The following is a 17247-nucleotide window of genomic DNA, read 5'->3' as shown; positions in this document are numbered from 1 at the left end:
GGTTGGCCGGGCGTACCCTCATACGCGACCATCTCCTTCATCGTCATCGTCATCCTCGTCGCGCCTGCGAACGAGAATAAAGCCCAGCACCAATGCGGTAATCGCAGCGAGCACGATGCCGATCACGCTGGCGCCGGTGCTTGCGAGGTTGTCGGCAATCTTGCCGGCAATACGCTTTGCTTGCTCGCCGACGCCGTTACCCTTGCTGTCATTGCCAGCATCGTCGACTACCCCACTGCTCGGAGAATCGGGATGCCCATGAGTCTCGGAACCCGGCTGGGTTTTTCCATCGCGATCGTCATCGTTGTCATCGATCGGATGATTTTTGCCTACAACGACGACTTTCGCTGGAGTGGACTGGATAGTGGCAGGCTGATCGCCACGGCACTGTTCAGCTGCAGCAAGAACAACGCGCTCAGTTACTTGACGGCCGTTAGCATCGGAATACGCCAAGGTCGAAACACTAGGACTTAGGTTTGGTAGGCAGTAGCCGTCGGGGCTAAAGCGCGCAATGTTGGTGATGACATCGCCAACAGCTTCAGAAGAGCGCACTTCTGCTTCCAAGTGAATTTCCACACGGGTCTCCGGATTGCCAAGCCGTGCCTTCGCCAGAATGTCTAGTCCAGACTGTTCCATCACGATTTCAACGGAGTTACCGTCAAGGATAGTGCGAAAATCGCGCCCGTCCTCCAAAGTTTGCGAGCCATTGAGGTTGCTCACGGTAATGGACTTTAGCCGCCGAAACGCAAGACGCGGATCCAGCTCATCGAGCACGACAAACTGGTGGAGTTTTCCTTGGGCGTCGCAAGGCGGCAGCGACGTCCTGATGCGATAGTCCAGCACAGCTCCAACCTCGACTGATCGGGCGTCCACAGATTTATCGGCAATTACCGGCTGCGCTTTGGCACTGATTTCAGCCTGCACGTCATTCTTTACGGGGACGAGGAAAGGGCCTGCCACATCCTCGTAGGAATTGTCGGTGCGTTGGGGCCGCTCAGTTACTTGGTACACGCCTTCTGACAGGCCTGTAAACTTTGCAGTACCGGTCTCATCAGTAGTTGCAACAATCTCAGGCCCGAGCTCCATGCCAGGCTTCGAAGTCAACAAGGCAGGATTATCCTGAACCATCTGCCCGAGTTCTTCTGGGCTTGCCAAGGGCAGCCCAAGAAGCTGACGGACGACGAATACAGCACCAACGTTGGAGTTGATTCCTTTGGGGTCAGCACTCTTGTGAACTGACAAACTACCAGTGCTTGCCGAATGCGCTGGCGCCGGCGAGACAGCGACGATCAAGGCACACGCAAAGAACAGGCCAACGGCCAAGCGCATCCATGCCTCACATCGCCCTCTGGTAGTCACGTTAGGATTCCTCTAATTCTTCTTCTTTTTTCTTTCGCTTACGCCCTGCCAGGAACCACCACAGCAGGTAAAGCAGAACGAACAACACGATGATGATCGCTGCAATCATCCACGGCTGCCATAGCGAGTGATAGCTCTGGTCAAGCTCAGCGGGTAGCTCGGTGCGCTCACCGCGAACCAGAAGGCGGTGACTGTTGATGCCGTACGGAGTACACGTCACCAAGGTCAATAAATCGCGGCCTTCTTCGGCACGTAAGGCCTCCACTTGATCGGGAAGAACCGTCTCAATCTGGTCCACCTTGTAGGCCATAGTCTTGCCCATGACCTCAACCGTAAAGACATCCCCCACCTTGATATGAGTGAGGTTGTCAAACATGGTCAGCGTGGCGAGACCTGTATGGCCCGTGAGGACCGCATGGTTTCCCTCGCCGCCGACCGGAAGAGCGGTGCCGTACAGATGCCCCACTCCATGCGCGAGAACATCAGTCGACGTTCCGTGATAGACAGGCAAGTCGATGCCCACTGATGGAACGTGAACACGCGCCATCGGGCCGACTTGGCGCAGCACTTGCAGATAGTGCTGATAGTCAGGCGACTTGGTATCTACACCGTTTACCCAAGGATCCGGCGCACCGACTTCCGGCAGATGCGCGTTGTAGTCTTGCGCCTCAGCGAAAGCCTGTTCGCGCTTTTCCGGCGTGAGGTCAAAGACGCTGCGGCTGTATTCCTCCGCAATCCGGTGCTGTTCCCAGTTCTTGTACTGGGTGAGCACCACCGGAAGGAGGAAGACCAAAATAGCCAGGATGAGGTAAATGACCCCTCGCGGATTACGCCTGCGCTTTCCCTTCACATGGCCTCCTTAGGCCTGGGCGCGGTTGTCCTTGTAAGAGGTGTACAGACCGCGAGCCAGCAGGAGCAGACCGACCAGGAAGACCAGGACGATACCCTAAGCACCGGTAGCCGGCAGCTTGTTGATGATGGTGTTCTTCTGGTTCTCGACGGTCGCCGTCAAGGTCAGGTCACCTTCGTTGATTTCGACGTGCTGCAGCTCTGGGTTACGAACGTAGCCGTCTGGCGCCTTGGTCTCGAGAACGCAGTAGTTGTTCTGAGAATCACCTGTTACTGCAGCATAGGACTTGATCGGAACGCCGAAGCCCGTTGCAGTCGACTTAGCGTTATCGCCACCGCTGGTGGTCAAGGTCTTCTGCGGGTTGCCACTAGCAGTGCTTGCGACGCTCAGCGGGTCACCAACAGCGGTGTATCCGCCGCCGTCCTTAGCAACGCATTGGTACAGCTCGAATACCGCGCCGGCCAGTGGCCTGTCGCCACCGTTGGAAGTCTTGTTAATGGTTAACGTGCCGAAGGTAGTGCTGGTTGGGCCGTCGCCATCGGTGGTGACGGTAGCGCCGTTCGGGTAGTTGATGGTTGCGGTGTTGGTGATAACACCGCCGGCTGGGATCTCCTTGACGGTCGCAGCGAAGTCAACGGTGACCTTCAAAGCAGGATCGGTAACACGCTGTTTCTCCAGCTTCTCCATACCTGCTTCAGTGAAAGTTACGGTCAGGGTGTTGTTGGCGGTGTCGATGTTGTAGTCGGTGCCAGCTTGCAGATCGACGCCTTTGGCTGCGACTTTAATCCCATCGGTCTTGAGGGTCAGTTCCTGCACGAGCTTGTCCTCGATCTTGAAGGTCGTCAGGTCGCTGGCTGGAACCGGAGCGTTGATGGTGTACTTGAGGTCGGTACCAATGGTGGCAGCGGAGTCATCAACTTGCTTGGAAGGGACCAGCTTCTGGTTCTTCGGGTAGACGTCGCGAGTGTAGGTCCATTTGCCGTCCTCATTGGAGTATGGCAGAGCAATCAGGAAAGGCTGGGCCGTGGTGTAACCAGTGCGGCTCTGCTCGGTTACGCGGTAGAGGCCCTGGCCGTTTGCTGCGGTAAACGTTGCAAGACCTCCACTAGTCGTGAGGGTCTCTCCAACCTTATCAGCGGGCAAAGCTTTGATTTGATCGACAGTGTAGTTGCCGTACTCTGCAGCCTTTGCCCAGCCAGCCTGGGTGGTGAGGTCTACTCCCTGAACCTTCTCCACCACGAATTGAGCGCCGTCGAGAGGCTTCAGTGCGTCAGGATTCTTAGGGGCACCAGTGTTACCCGGCTCTGGTTCGCCCTCGTACTTGTGGATGTTCAGGGTGACCGTAGCGTTGGGGTCTACGAGGTCAGCGGCAGCGGCAGGAGCGGAAGGCGTGGTTTCAACGCCAGCTTCCTGAGCGAGAGCGGGCGCAGCGAAACCAGCACTTGCAACGGATACGGTGCCTGCAGCAATTGCTGCTGCCAAGCGCATAGAGAACTTAGACATAGGGAATCCTATTCCCCCATCAAACTGGGGCATCGAGGGCGTTAAAATTGGCGCCCGCTGAATATTTAGCAGTTCAATCCTAGTAAATCGTTCGCAACCCCACAAACTATGAAACCATCTTTACCCACACTATTCGGTCACAAAACCGCACAATCGCCACCCATAACGCAGCAAAAATCAGCTCTTTTACCCCCGTTTTTGTCATTTTTCCACCCACACGGTGAACATAAGAGAAAAATTAATACATTGAATCTTTTCTTATTTGATTAATATTTTTCTGTAAAGCCGGACAATTTTCCTGAAAAAGAAGGCGTAAATACAAAAACGAAAAAGGTCTGACTCCAAAAATCGGAATCAGACCTTTTTACGTTATTAACTAGGCAGAAGCCTCAACTGCAGCCTGCTCAGCCGGAACGATGTTCACGATGCGGCGGTTGCGCTTGATAGCGAACTCAACAGCGCCTGCCTCGAGTGCGAACAGGGTATCGTCGCCGCCGCGACCAACGTTCTCACCTGGGTGGAACTTGGTGCCGCGCTGACGCACGATGATCTCGCCGGCCTTAACCTGCTGACCACCGAAGCGCTTGACGCCGAGACGCTTGGACTCAGAGTCGCGACCGTTGCTGGAGCTGGAAGCACCCTTCTTGTGTGCCATGTGGTTTTCCCTCCTTCAGGGATTTCTCGAGCCGGTTAAGGCTTACTTGATACCGGTTACCTTCAGAACGGTCAGCGGCTGACGGTGGCCCTGACGCTTCTTGTAGCCAGTCTTGTTCTTGTACTTCAAGATGTCGATCTTCGGGCCCTTGCCCTGCTCGACGATCTCAGCAGAGACGGAGACCTTCTCCAGGTCAGCAGCCTTAGCCTTAACGGTTGCGCCATCGACGAGCAGAACCGGGGTGAGAGCTACGGACGTACCCGGCTCACCCTCGATCTTCTCGACCTTGACGAGGTCACCTTCAGCAACCTTGTACTGCTTTCCGCCGGTCTTGACGATCGCGTACATAGAGGGTTACCCCTTATCTAAACTCGGCTCAGAAGCGGCAGGGTGAGCCACTTCTGAATGGACAATTACTTATTGCGTTTATCCCTGGCGCTATGTGTGGCGCCCGCGCAAAACAACGACTCGGCCGATGCAGCGCATTCATGGTCTAAACAGCGACTGTCAAAGACTACCCCGTCACGGGCAGAAAATACAAACTGCGTATTTTCTCTCCCGCGTGGCGAAGGCCTACTTTGCGCTGCGCCGTGCTACGCGACGCCGTCCGCGCCCACTGCCGCCCTTGCCAGAAGCACGCCCCTTTTCCCGCTCAGCCTGGCGATTTTCGCTCTGCTTAGCCGGATTTTCCTGAGTGTTTTCTGCTGCTGGCTGCGCGGACTTACGAGCCACCGCCTTGCGGACTGCCCGCTTGCGGCCACGGCGAATGACCTTGGTTTCTGTAGCTGCAGGCTCTCCTGCTTCCTCTGCCTCGGGCTTTACCACGGGGGCATCCTTTGGTTTGGCAGCACTCTGGCGAACAACGCGACGACGGCCACGCACTCGCTTTAGCTCAGCCTTCGGCTTGCGCTCCACCGTTTCCTCGGCGGGCGCTTCCTTTTCAGCCGGTGCCAGGAAGTCCTGCGGCTGCGGGCGGTGGTCGGAACGCGAGTTGCCACGGGTGCGGCGCTTACGACGCGGCGAAGCTTCGAACTCTGCAACGGCTTCCTCGTAGGTCTGCTGCTTATCGCTTTCCTGCTGCTTCGGAGCATTCGAACGCACGCTACGACGACGGCCGCGTCCGCTCTTGCGTTTATCATGGCGTGGCTGCTCTTCTTCGTCGGCAACGTACGAGCTGAACTCTGCGACGTCGTCAAGCTCTGCGGCGTTTTCTGCAGCAGCGTAACCGATACTTGCGATGTCTTCTGCAGAAGTACCAGCTTCCTGAGGCTTCCTTCCCTCCCGCTGGACGCGGCGATTGCGACGGTTGCGGCGCTTCTTATTGCCCTTCTGCTCGTCCTGCTCCTCCTCGCCCACGACGATGCCAGCTACGAGTTCCTCGATGGAGGTCTTCTTTTCCCCCTGTTGCTCTTGGTCCTGCTCATCCTCGTGGCGGTGCATGGCAACGGCAGCCGGATGCTGCTGCGGATCATGTTCGGGGTGACGGCGTTCGCGACGCTGGCGGCGTCCCTTGTGCTCGTGACTGCCGTGAGTATCCTGCTCTTCTTCCACTGGGTACTCGTGGATGATGATGCCGCGGCCATGGCAGGTCTCGCACTCGGTGGAGAAAGTCTCCACCAAGCCGGTGCCCAGGCGCTTACGGGTCATCTGCACCAGCCCCAGCGAAGTGACCTCAGAGACCTGGTGGCGCGTGCGGTCACGACCCAAGGCCTCCTTGAGGCGGCGCAGAACCAGCTCCTGGTTCTCCGGCAGAACCATGTCGATGAAGTCCACGACAATCATGCCGCCCAAATCACGCAGACGCATCTGGCGCACGATTTCCTCGGCAGCCTCAAGATTGTTACGGGTGACCGTCTCCTCCAGGTTGCCGCCGGAACCGGTGAACTTGCCGGTGTTGACGTCAATCACGGTCATGGCCTCAGTGCGGTCGATGACCAAGGTGCCGCCGGAAGGCAGCCATACCTTACGGCTGAGCGCCTTATGCAGCTGCTCATCGATGCGGTAGGTAACAAAGGCGTCTTCCCCGCCGTTGCTGCGTGCGTCGTACTTCTCCACGCGGTCAGCGAGATCGGGCGCCATGGACTCTACATAGGCGCTGACGGTGTTGAAGGAACGCTTGCCGTCAACGATGAGCTTGGTGAAGTCCTCGTTGAAAAGGTCTCGGACGACCTTAACCAGAAGATCTGGCTCTTCATACATGGTCACCGGCTTGGCACCCTTGGTGGACTTCTCGTGCTCAGCGCGGCGAGTGATGTCCTCCCACAGGTCATGGAGGCGATTGACGTCGGTGGAAATGGCCTCTTCGGAGACGTTCTCGGCTGCGGTGCGGATGATTGCGCCGCCGTCGCCAGGCACAACGCGCTCCAAAATGGATTTCAAGCGCTTGCGCTCCGGAACAGGCAGCTTGCGGGAAATACCCGCGCTGCGGCCACCTGGGACATAAACCAGGTAACGGCCGGCCAGGGAAATCTGGGTGGTCAGACGCGCGCCCTTGTGACCGATTGGGTCCTTAGCCACCTGGACCAGAACCTGGTCACCAGACTTGAGCGCATTTTCAATCTTGCGTCCGCGGCCGCCCAGACCAGCAGAACGCCAATCCACTTCACCGGCATAAAGCACGCCATTGCGGCCCTGTCCGATGTCGATGAAGGCAGCCTCCATCGAAGGCAGGACGTTTTGCACGCGGCCCAAGTAGATATTGCCGATGAGCGAGGCCTGGGCCTCAGTGGTGACGAAGTGCTCTACAAGGAGATCGTCTTCGAGGACGCCAACCTGCGTGATGATGCCAGCGCCATCGGCGCGCTCCTTGTCGCGCACGACCATGGTGCGCTCGACGGATTCCCGACGCGCCAGGAACTCCGCCTGGGAGACGATGTGCTGACGCTCTCGGCCCTTCTCACGCAGCTCGGCACGACGACGGCGCTGCGCTTCGATGCGAGTGGAACCCTTGATTGCTTTAGGCTCTTCGATCGTCTCGGTCTCGTGCTCATGCCCCTGTGCCCCACGGCCACGGGACGTACCACGGCTACCGCGTCGGCGACCACCGCTGCGAGCTTCCTCGGAGGTCTCCTCCGTCTCACGCGGCTGCGGCTTTTCCAGCTTCGGCGCTATGAAGATGGGAGCGAAGTCGTAGACCTCTGGCTCGTCCTGCGGCATCGGCGTAACGACGGGTGCATACTCGTCTTCGTCGAATTCATCGCCGGCTTCTACTAGCGCCTCATGCAGCTTCTCGACGTCGACGGTGCCCGTGTCCGCATGCTCAGCTTCTTCTGGCTGCGCAGTGTCTTCGACGGTCTCAGCGGTTTCGGCGAGCTCGGCCTCGATCTTTTCCTCGATCTGGGAAATCTCGTTGGCGACGTTCTTGCGCACGCGGTCGCGCAGCTTGGCATCGTCCTGCTCGTCTTTGATCTCAGCGGGCTGGGCGACGGCCTTCTTCTTTTTAGCCTTCTTGTTTTCTTGCTTGTTTTCTTGGGCCTCGCCATCGCCCGCCTTGGCGATGATGGCATCGAGGACTTGGCCTACCTCTTCCCGCGTGAGGGAGGATTGCGCGGCCTTTTTCAGGCCCAGCTCGGCGTATTCAGCAACGAGCTCTTTGGAGCTAAGCCCCAGCTGCTTTGCCACCGTATACAGGCGGGTCTTTTCTGCAAAAGCTTCGCGGTCAATCTTTGCGGCGAAAGCTGCTGCAGCAGCATATGAGTTTTCAGTTTTCGTATTCTTTGCAGTCTTCGTAGTCTTCTTAGTCGCCATCTGGTGACCTTCTCCTGACAAAATCAGCGGCACAATCCCCGGGCGCAGGCAACATAATCAGCACCTTTTGACTGACACAGGCTTTCTGCAGCCACACGAGGGGGCCGGAATGTATGGTGCGGTATGAAATTTTCTGCTTCCCATTGTGTCACAGGACGTCGGCAAGCTGTGCTTTAGCCAAACCAAGCCCCACGAGATATAAGCCACCTATGGCAAGATGTCGGACATGGAAGCGCCTGAGGAGAAAAAAGAACTCGCAATTCCTGAGCACGCACCGCGCACGGTGGCACAGGCTCGGGCCCGTAACGAGATTTCGATGCGCGATATTTTTATCGGCTCGATTCCGCTTTCCCTCGCGTTTGCTTTATCCAATCCAGATCTGGGGCACTATTCAGGCCAGTACGTGGTGGTGGGCATTTGCATCGTGCTTAGTGTGCTGGCGGGCATCAACATTCTGCGCAAAAAGCCCAAGATGATTCAGGCCGTGCGCGAGGAGTATAAGTCGGGCGACTACTCCTCCTTGGCCTATATCGGCCCCTTCCTGCCGGTGGTGGGTGCGCCAATTCTGTGGCTGGCCGATGACTTCGGCCTCGTCCCAGATGCCACTATCTCACCCATCGTGCTAACTGTCTGCAAGGCTATCTACATGGTGCCAGCGTTCACGCTTGGCGGTTGGGCCTCGTTTACTGGCCCATACCGCACTGGGCGGCGGCGCATTCGTAAGACGCTGGAGCATTCTTCGATCGAGGGAATCACCGAGACGACCTTGCAGGCTGTAACCGACTACGCCGATATTGTCTCCGCGCTGGTGGCAGCCGGTGCTGTGGAAGGCAATATCGTGAGCGTCAAGCAGTTGGGTTACATCACCGGGCAGGAGGAAGGCCTCGAAAAACGCGTGCTGGAGCTGGAAAAGACCGGCGTGGTGAAGCTGCGCGGTGTGCGCCATTCCGATAACACTCGCACCTGGGATGTCACGCTGACCGAGTTGGGTGTGCGGAGCATGCATGAGGCGCGGAGGCGTTAGCTGAGGGCTGCTGGGGCTTGGGCCGCACATTTTGCCAAATAGTGCGCTGAAACGGGGTGGTTTTGGCGGCATATTTGGCAAATTGCGCAGGCGCGGTGCAGATACGGCGCCAAAGCGGTGCAGATACGGCGCCAGCGAAGGAGAAGGGGCACCAAGCATGAAGAAAGCCCGCACTCGCCAAGCGAATGCGGGCTAAAAAGCTAGATGCTTTTACAGGTTCGGGAACCAGATGGAGATCTCGCGCTCAGCGGACTCTGGGGAGTCAGAGCCGTGAACAACGTTCTCGCCGACGGTCAGAGCGAAGTCGCCGCGGATGGTGCCCGGGGTGGCCTTGGAAACTGGGTCGGTGCCGCCGGCCAGCTGGCGCCATGCCTCGATAGCGCGCTCGCCCTCAACAACGCCAGCAACCAGCGGTGCGGAGGTGATGAACTCAACGAGGTCACCGAAGAATGGCTTGTCCCCGTGCTCTGCGTAGTGCTTCTTAGCGGTAGCCTCGTCTGCAACGCGCAGATCCATAGCAACCAGCTTCAGGCCCTTGCGCTCAATGCGGGTGATGATTTCACCGACGTGGCCGTTCTTAACGCCGTCTGGCTTGATGAGAATGAGTGTACGTTCAGTCATGGCTGCCATAGTACTAAAGCTATTCCGCCGCGTCTCGCGCTAGGGGCGAGTTATTTGGTTCAGCCCGCGCACGATTTTCTCCGCGTGGTTGTAATCGGTCCCCTTAAACCACAGCTGCACCTGTTTCACGGCGGTGCCGAACTGGCCGTTTTCCAACAGTCGGTTAAGTTCGGCTCGCTGCTCTTCTGAAAGATCTGTCTCACTAACGGGAGTTGCGGGGCGCGCCGATTGCCACAGGCCGAGCGCCAGGAACGCGGCGGCAGCAAGCAGCGCAACCAGCGGCATCCAAGGCTGCCCGGTCATTGCACGCAGCAGCAAGGCCGCAATGCAGCCCAGTGCCGCGAGGAAAAAGTAGAGATAGCGCATGCCTGCAAAGTCTACGTGGCTATTGGCGCGGCTGCGAGGCGTTTAGGTGCTGGGTGGTGAGGTATCCGCGCTTCATGCGCTCGACGATGATGCCGCGCATGTAAGAAGCCATAAGCCACAGCAGGCCAAAGATGATGAAGATGGCCGCGATGGACCAGTGGATCATAAAGCCCAAGATGATAGCGAGCACGTGCAGCGCAATCATGGCGTTGACAATCCACGGCTTGTTCATGAACGCGAAGCTAACGAGCAGCAACACAGCCAGGCCAATCACTACGGAGTAGTTAAACGGGGTCCACAGCGTGCCGTCGTAAAGCTTGTACAAAAGTGGCAGCGCCAGCACGAGGGTGAGCAGCTCCATGGTCAGAGAGCTGGCCACCACCATCCCGCCAAACTGCTTGAGCGGGTCTTTGACCGGTGCCTTGCCGAGACCGAGCGGACTGATTTCAGATTCCGGCACCTCGTTGCGGTTGGTGCGGCGGGACTGACTCATGCGGGATCCTTTCCAAACATCGCGCGGGCGTCGCCGGCAGTGACGACGGAACCCGTGATGACGATACCCGAGCCGGACTGAACTTCCGCATCCTCCGCAAGCTCCACTGCTTGCGCGTAGGCACCGGGCAGATCAGGCTCCACGTAGACGCGCTCTTCGCCGAAGATGTCGCGGGCGAGCTCTGCCAGCTCGTAGGCGTCGCGGGCGCGCGGAGAAGAGTTTTGCGTGATGACGACCTCGGTGAGATAAGGCTCGAGGGCCTCCAATATGCCAAGGGCATACTTGTCTTCGAAGATGCTGATGACGCCAACGAGGCGAGCGAAGTCGAAGTCGCGGTCAAGGGCCGCGCCTAGGGCCTTCGCGCCGTGCGGGTTATGGCAGGCATCGACGAAGGTCGTGGGGCTGGTGCGCACGCGTTCCAGACGGCCGGGAGAGATGGCCTGCGCAAAGCCGTTGCGCACGGTGGCCGCATCGAGCGGCTTGCCTGCCGACGCCCCGAAGAAGGCCTCGACCGCAGCCAGCGCCACGCCGGCGTTTTTAGCCTGGTGCTCGCCGTGCAGCGGCAGGAACACGTCCTCGTAGAGGCCGCCCAAGCCCTGAATGTTCAGCTGCTGGCCGCCGACCGCGATGCGGGACTCCAGCACCGCGAACTCGCTGCCGGAGCGCGCCACGCCCGCGCCGACCTCGACGGTGCGCTGCAGGATGACGGACATCGCCTCCGGCTCCTGCTCCGCGATAATGGCGATGTTCTCGCGCGGGGCGAGGACGTCATCGTCGTCGTGCTCGCGCGCCTTGATGATGCCGGCCTTCTCCCCCGCGATCTCGGCTAGGGTATCGCCCAGGTAGTCGGTGTGGTCGAGGCCCACCGGCATGATGACGGAGACCTCGGCGTTGACCACGTTGGTGGCATCCCAGGTGCCGCCGAGGCCGACCTCGACCACGGCGACGTCGACTGGCGCGTCGGCGAAGGCCGCATAAGAGATGGCCACCAGCACCTCGAACTTGGACATCGGAATGTCCGAGCGCGCGTCGACCATCTCGACATAAGGCTTGATTTCGCCCCAAATGCGCACGAAGTCACGCGGGTGAATCGGGCGGCCATCGATGCCGATGCGCTCGGTGACCAGCTGCAGGTGCGGGCTCGTCACCAATCCGACGCGGCGGTGGAAGGCGCGCAGCAAGGAGTCGATCATGCGGGAAGTCGAAGACTTGCCATTCGTGCCCGCGACGTGGATGACCTGGAAGGACTTCTCTGGGTTACCCAGCAAATCCATCAACGCCTGGATACGTTCCAGGCTCGGAGCGATCTGGGTTTCGGGCGCGCGGGCGTTGAGCTCGGCGTCGACAAGCGCTAGCGCTTCCAGTTCCTCCGGGCTGACCTCGATGGGAGCGGCTTCCTCGTACTCGTCTTCCGCGCCCATGCCGAGGTTGAGCTGCAGGCCGGACTCCGTGATCTCCACGGGTCCGCCCTCAGTACCCTCTTGCAGGGCGTCGACGAGTTCGTATTCCTCGCGATCTTCTCGCTTGCTCACTACTTAAGTGCCTCCAAGCGTGCAGTGATGCGGTCGACTTCTTCCTGTGCCACCTGCTGGCGGGTGCGGATCTTCTCCACGACCTCCTCCGGAGCCTTGGCTAGGAAGGACTCATTAGCCAGCTTCTTTCCGGTCTGATCGAGCTCCTTGTTGGCCTTGGCCAGATCCTTTTCCAGGCGCTTGCGCTCGGCCTCGACGTCGACTGCGCCGGAGGTATCGAGGGCGATCTCGACGGTGCCCTGGGAAAGGCGTACCTCGATGGAAGCAGAGGCGGTAAAGCCCTCTTCCGGCACGGTGGTATTAGCCAGGTTGCGCACCAGGTTCTCCTGACCTGCAAGGTCCACCGAGGCGAAGTCCAGGCGGCCTGGGACCTTCTGCGAAGGCTTAACGCCCTGGTCAGAGCGGAATCGGCGCAGCTCGGTGATGAGCTTGTCGGCGTCCGCGATGCGGCGAGCGGCAACCTCGTCGGTGGCCACGCCGCCGTTGGTATCGGCCGCGGTTGGCCACGGGGCAATCACGATTGACTCGCCGCCCGTTAGTGCCTTCCACAGGACCTCGGTGACAAAAGGCATGGTTGGGTGCAAAAGGCGCAGGACGACGTCGAGGACGCGGCCCAGGACGATCTGAGTGTTGCGTCCGGTCAGCCGCTCCGCGTCTGACGTATCTGCCGAATCGACGTCGCGCGGAATCTGGGACTTGGCGATCTCCAGGTACCAGTCACACAGCTCATCCCAGATGTAGTGGTAGAGCAGCTCGTTAGCCTTGGAGAACTGGTAGTCATCCAGGTAAGCGTCGAACTTGACGCGGACCTCTTCGGCGCGGTCCAGGATCCAACGGTCGGCGTCGGTTAGCTCCTCGCGTGCTGGCAGCTCCGCCACGCCAGCGCCGTTCATGAGCGCGAACTTGGTGGCGTTGAAAAGCTTGGTGGCGAAGTTACGGGAAGCCGCAGCAGCGTCGGAGCCCAGCGGCAGGTCGACGCCCGGGTTTGCGCCACGCGCCAGGGTAAAGCGCAGGGCATCCGCGCCGTAGTCGCGGACCCAGTCCATCGGGTCGATGCCGTTGCCCAGGGACTTCGACATCTTGCGGCCCTGCTCATCGCGAACCAAGCCATGCAGGTAAATGTCGTGGAAAGGAATCTGTGGGCGGCCATCACGCGCGGAGCCATCACCAGCGTTGAGCAACTCCGGGGTCTGGCCGCCAGCGAAGGTGCCGAACATCATCATGCGGGCGACCCAGAAGAACAGGATGTCGTAGGCAGTGACCAGCACGTTGGTTGGGTAGAACTTCTCCAGGTCCGGAGTCTTTTCCGGCCAGCCCAGCGTGGAAAATGGCCACAGCGCAGAGGAGAACCAGGTATCCAGAACGTCTGGATCCTGCTCGTAGCCTGCCGGCGGCTCCTCGTCAGGGCCGACGCAGACGATATCGCGGGTGGTGTTGCCCTCGGCGTCGGTGGTCTCCGGACCGTACCAGATCGGGATGCGGTGGCCCCACCACAGCTGGCGGGAGATGCACCAGTCGTGCATGTCGTCGACCCACTCGAAGTAACGCGGCTCGAGGGAGGTCGGGTGAATCGTGGTATCGCCCTCGCGCACGGCGTCGCCGGAGTACTTGGCCAGCTTTTCTACCGCCACGAACCACTGCAGGGAAAGGCGCGGCTCGACCGGCTCGCCGGAGCGCTCGGAGTGGCCAACGGAGTGGACATAAGGGCGGATTTCCTTGACGATGCGACCCTGTTCGCGCAGCGCCTCTCGGATCTCCACGCGTGCTTCCTCACGAGTCAGGCCATCGAACTTGGTGCCGGTGTTCGCGATGTGGCCGGTGGAGTCCATGATGGTGGGCATGCCCAGGTTGTGGCGCAGGCCCATCTGGTAGTCGTTCGGGTCGTGGGCCGGGGTGATCTTCACAGCACCGGTGCCGAATTCCATGTCCACGTAATCATCAGCGATGACCTTGAGCTTGAGATCATCACGGAATGGGTGGGCAAACTCCTGCCCCACCAGGTCCTTGTAGCGCTCGTCATCGGGGTGGACGGCAATCGCGACGTCGCCAAGCATGGTCTCCACGCGGGTGGTGGCCACGATGAGGTGCGGCTCGTCGTCGTTTAGCGAGCCGTAGCGGATGGACACGAGCTCGCCCTCGACGTCCTTGTAAACAACCTCGATGTCGGAGACCGCGGTCTCCAGAACCGGGGACCAGTTGACCAGGCGGTGGGCCTGGTAGATCATGCCGGCGTCGAAAAGCTGCTTAAAGATGGTCTGGACCGCGCGGGACAGGCCCTCGTCCAGGGTGAAGCGCTCGCGGGACCAGTCCACGGAGTCACCAATGGCACGCATCTGATTCTGGATGGTGCCGCCGTATTCTTCCTTCCATTCCCAGACCTTGGAGATGAACTCCTCACGCTCATAATCCCAGCGCTTTTTGCCCTCGGTCTCCTTCAGCTTGGCTTCGACCTTGGTCTGGGTGGCGATACCCGCGTGGTCGGCGCCCGGCAGCCACAGGGTGGCATAACCCTGCATGCGCTTGCGGCGAATGATGGAGTCGATGAGGGTGTGGTCTAGGGCATGGCCCATGTGCAGCTGGCCGGTCACGTTGGGTGGCGGCAGCACGATGGAATAAGGCTCTGCCTCGCTGGCGGCATCCGGGGTGAAGTAGCCGGCTTCCACCCAGGACTCGTAGAGGTCCTTTTCTGCCGCCTGCGGCTCCCAGGACTTCGGAAGCGCGTCAGCACGGTTAGTGCCTACTAGTTGCTCTTTATCTACAGCGTTGTTCTGCTCAGTCACCCGGACAAGTCTACCCTGTCGGTCAACTGGCTTTTCACCCCCATTGGGCGAAATCAGCACCGCGGGCGCCGGCGGCTGGATACATTGTCTGTCATGTCTTCACATCCTGGAACTTCCCCAGCGCGCCTGCGCACTCGCTGACCAAGGAGGTCTCCTTCCCCACCATCGGCATCGGCGCGGGCAATGCCTGCGATGGGCAGATTCTGGTCTGGACCGACGCTTTTGGCATGGGCGCGGGCAAGACGCCGCGCTTTGTGCGCCGGTATGCGGATCTGCGCGGCATGCTTGCCGAAGCCGCGCGTTCCTACGCCGCCGACGTTCACTCGCGCGCGTTCCCGAATGAGGCGGAATCCTTCAGCGACTAGTCTTTAAGGTTTGAGTAATGCAGGTTTTTGAAACTATTTCGCAGCTGCGTACTTTCCGCGCGGAGCAGGCCGCTGCCGGGCGGAGCGTGGGATTGGTGCCGACCATGGGTGCTCTGCATGCCGGGCACGGCGCGCTGGTTAAGCGCGCACGCCAAGACAACGACGTGGTCGTGGTCTCGGTGTTTGTAAATCCGCTGCAGTTTAGTGATTTGGGCGAGTGCGATGACTACCGGAACTACCCGCGGGATCTGGAAGGTGACGCGAAGTTCTTGGAATTAATTGGCGTGGATGCGGTTTTCGCGCCGCGCGTGGAACAGATGTATCCGTCTGGTACCCCGTTAGTGTGGGTGCGCACTGGGCGCATGGGTGAGGTGCTCGAGGGGGCTTCCCGCCCAGGCCACTTCGATGGTGTGGCCACGGTGGTGACCAAGCTCTTTACTATCGTGCAGCCCACCCGCGCCTACTTCGGGCAAAAGGATGCCCAGCAGGTGGCGGTGATTCGGCGCATGGTGGCAGATCTCGACCTGCCGGTGGAGATTGTGGCGGCACCCATCGTCCGCGCGGCAGATGGTCTGGCGGAATCGAGCCGCAATCAAAGGCTCAGCACGAAGGAGCGTGACCAGGCACTGGCGCTATCGCGCACGCTGTTTGCGCTTCGCGACGGCGCCTTCGCCGACGTAACGCAGGCCGCCGCGGCGCTGGATGCCAGCGAGGGCGTGAAGCTGGACTACCTGACGGTGGTGGATCCGAAAACGCTAGAGCCGGTGGCTGCTGCAGCGCGCCCTGCCCTAGCGTTGGTTGCCGCATTCGTGGGTCCGGTGCGGCTTATCGATAACCTGCTGCTCGATTAAAGCAGGTGCTGGACGGCTTCGCGCTCAGCGCGCAGCTCCTCCACGTTGGCCTGGATGCGTTCGTTCTGGAACTCACCAAGCTCTAGGCCCTGCACGATTTCCCAGGTGCCGTTCTTGGCCACGGTGGGGAAACCAAAGATAAGGCCCTCGTCCACGCCATAGGAGCCATCGGAAACCACCGCGGCGGTGCGCCAATCCTCGGTGCCGTGGATCCAGTCGTGCATGTGATCGACTGCAGCAGAGGCCGCAGAAGCAGCGGAGGAATGACCGCGGACCTCGATGATTTCCGCGCCGCGCTTGGCCACCTTCGGAATCATCTCCTCGGTGTACCACTTCTCATCTACCTCCGCATTGGAGTAGCTAAGGTCTGGGAACTGGGTGGCGGAGTGGTTGCCCCAGACGGCCACCTTGGTGAACTCTGCGGTTGGCGTGCCGGTCTTGAGCGAAAGCTGGCTGAGCGTGCGGTTGTGGTCTAGGCGCATGAGTGCGTTGAACTGGCTGGCGTCCAGGTCTGGTGCGCTCTGGGCGGCGATGTAGGCATTGGTGTTGGCTGGGTTGCCGACGACGAGCACGCGGACGTCGCGCGCGGCGTGATCGTTGATGGCCTTGCCCTGGACAGTGAAGATGGTGCCATTGGCCTCAAGGAGGTCCGCACGCTCCATGCCCTTGGAGCGTGGGCGCGCGCCCACGAGGAAGGCGGCCTTGGTGTCCTTGAAGGCCACTACTGGGTCATCGGTGACGGTGATGCCGCGCAGCAGCGGCAAAGCGGAGTCAGCCAACTCCATGGCAACGCCTTCTGCAGCGCCTACAGCGTCAGGGATTTCCAGCAGCGCAAGTTCAACCGGGGTGTCTTTTCCGTAGACGTCGCCAGCAGCGATGCGCCACAGCAGCGAATAAGCGATGTTGCCGGCTGCCCCAGTAACGGTTACTTTGACGGGCTTCAATGCTGACTCAGTCATGTGCAATCCTCCTGCGGGATGTGGTGAAACAAACATGTTCTTAAAGCCCACCTTAGCCTTGCGCGCAGAACTTATGCAGCAGGTTACTCCCCTCTTTTGGAGTCAATCGAGATCACAAAATTGCGAAAATTACCCCCAAATG

At 59.8% G+C, this 17247-nt stretch carries 14 protein-coding genes and 1 pseudogene; 3 read left to right on the top strand and 12 right to left on the bottom strand.

Annotated elements, in window-relative coordinates; translation table 11 throughout:
- Positions 1-18 precede the first annotated feature (18 nt).
- The 6 genes from HMPREF2888_RS03350 to HMPREF2888_RS03325 form a co-directional block, all read right to left on the bottom strand.
- Positions 19-1359, bottom strand: coding sequence for an isopeptide-forming domain-containing fimbrial protein (locus tag HMPREF2888_RS03350; RefSeq protein WP_141744813.1), 1341 nt, complete (start codon positions 1357-1359; stop codon positions 19-21).
- Between the two features lies 1 nt (position 1360).
- Entirely contained in the window at positions 1361-2209 is an 849-nt protein-coding gene (locus HMPREF2888_RS03345) for a class C sortase (RefSeq protein WP_070518247.1), read from the bottom strand.
- Between the two features lie 96 nt (positions 2210-2305).
- Positions 2306-3712 carry a SpaH/EbpB family LPXTG-anchored major pilin gene (locus HMPREF2888_RS03340; RefSeq protein ID WP_070518246.1) on the bottom strand — a complete coding sequence of 469 codons (1407 nt, stop codon included), beginning with the start codon at positions 3710-3712 and terminating at the stop codon, positions 2306-2308.
- A gap of 376 nt (positions 3713-4088) precedes the next feature.
- The gene (gene rpmA, locus HMPREF2888_RS03335) at positions 4089-4367 is read right to left on the bottom strand and encodes a 50S ribosomal protein L27 (protein ID WP_005531747.1); all 279 of its coding nucleotides are present in this window, start codon (positions 4365-4367) and stop codon (positions 4089-4091) included.
- 42 nt (positions 4368-4409) lie between these two features.
- A complete protein-coding gene (gene rplU / locus HMPREF2888_RS03330; RefSeq protein WP_061924117.1) occupies positions 4410-4715 on the bottom strand; it encodes a 50S ribosomal protein L21 in 306 nt (101 codons plus the stop codon).
- A 225-nt stretch (positions 4716-4940) separates the two neighbouring features.
- The gene (locus tag HMPREF2888_RS03325) at positions 4941-8114 is read right to left on the bottom strand and encodes a translation initiation factor IF-2 N-terminal domain-containing protein (protein WP_070518245.1); all 3174 of its coding nucleotides are present in this window, start codon (positions 8112-8114) and stop codon (positions 4941-4943) included.
- A 226-nt stretch (positions 8115-8340) separates the two neighbouring features.
- Between HMPREF2888_RS03325 and HMPREF2888_RS03320 the strand changes: the two genes are divergently transcribed.
- Positions 8341-9138 (top strand): hypothetical protein, encoded by a 798-nt coding sequence (locus tag HMPREF2888_RS03320; RefSeq protein WP_062037827.1) that lies wholly within the window; start codon positions 8341-8343, stop codon positions 9136-9138.
- Between the two features lie 210 nt (positions 9139-9348).
- Here the strand turns inward: HMPREF2888_RS03320 and ndk are convergent, their stop codons facing one another.
- The 5 genes from ndk to HMPREF2888_RS03295 are packed head-to-tail and all read right to left on the bottom strand — an operon-like array spanning position 9349 to position 14930.
- Positions 9349-9759 (bottom strand): nucleoside-diphosphate kinase, encoded by a 411-nt coding sequence (gene ndk, locus HMPREF2888_RS03315; RefSeq protein ID WP_070518244.1) that lies wholly within the window; start codon positions 9757-9759, stop codon positions 9349-9351.
- A gap of 39 nt (positions 9760-9798) precedes the next feature.
- Positions 9799-10125: a hypothetical protein gene (locus HMPREF2888_RS03310; RefSeq protein WP_070455900.1), complete on the bottom strand. Its 327-nt coding sequence runs from the start codon at positions 10123-10125 to the stop codon at positions 9799-9801.
- A 19-nt stretch (positions 10126-10144) separates the two neighbouring features.
- On the bottom strand, positions 10145-10618 hold the full coding sequence (locus HMPREF2888_RS03305; RefSeq protein ID WP_062037819.1) for a DUF4233 domain-containing protein: 474 nt from the start codon (positions 10616-10618) through the stop codon (positions 10145-10147).
- A complete protein-coding gene (locus HMPREF2888_RS03300; RefSeq protein WP_070518243.1) occupies positions 10615-12150 on the bottom strand; it encodes a bifunctional tetrahydrofolate synthase/dihydrofolate synthase in 1536 nt (511 codons plus the stop codon). Before HMPREF2888_RS03300 ends, HMPREF2888_RS03305 begins: the two co-directional genes overlap by 4 nt.
- Positions 12150-14930, bottom strand: coding sequence for a valine--tRNA ligase (locus tag HMPREF2888_RS03295; RefSeq protein WP_070518242.1), 2781 nt, complete (start codon positions 14928-14930; stop codon positions 12150-12152). The genes HMPREF2888_RS03300 and HMPREF2888_RS03295 overlap by 1 nt, the downstream gene beginning before the upstream one ends.
- Before the next feature lie 116 nt (positions 14931-15046).
- Here HMPREF2888_RS03295 and HMPREF2888_RS12400 point away from each other — a divergent pair.
- Positions 15047-15295 (top strand): annotated as a pseudogene (locus HMPREF2888_RS12400) (3-methyl-2-oxobutanoate hydroxymethyltransferase); the annotation flags it as partial.
- Positions 15296-15312: 17 nt separating this feature from the next.
- Positions 15313-16146, top strand: coding sequence for a pantoate--beta-alanine ligase (gene panC, locus HMPREF2888_RS03290; protein ID WP_061924134.1), 834 nt, complete (start codon positions 15313-15315; stop codon positions 16144-16146).
- Here panC and HMPREF2888_RS03285 read toward each other — a convergent pair.
- On the bottom strand, positions 16143-17105 hold the full coding sequence (locus tag HMPREF2888_RS03285; protein ID WP_070432999.1) for a malate dehydrogenase: 963 nt from the start codon (positions 17103-17105) through the stop codon (positions 16143-16145). The genes panC and HMPREF2888_RS03285 overlap by 4 nt on opposite strands.
- Positions 17106-17247 lie beyond the last annotated feature (142 nt).

The organism is Corynebacterium sp. HMSC077D03, from assembly GCF_001808545.1.
GTDB lineage: Bacteria > Actinomycetota > Actinomycetes > Mycobacteriales > Mycobacteriaceae > Corynebacterium > Corynebacterium simulans.
This window is presented reverse-complemented; position numbering and strand designations above follow the sequence as displayed.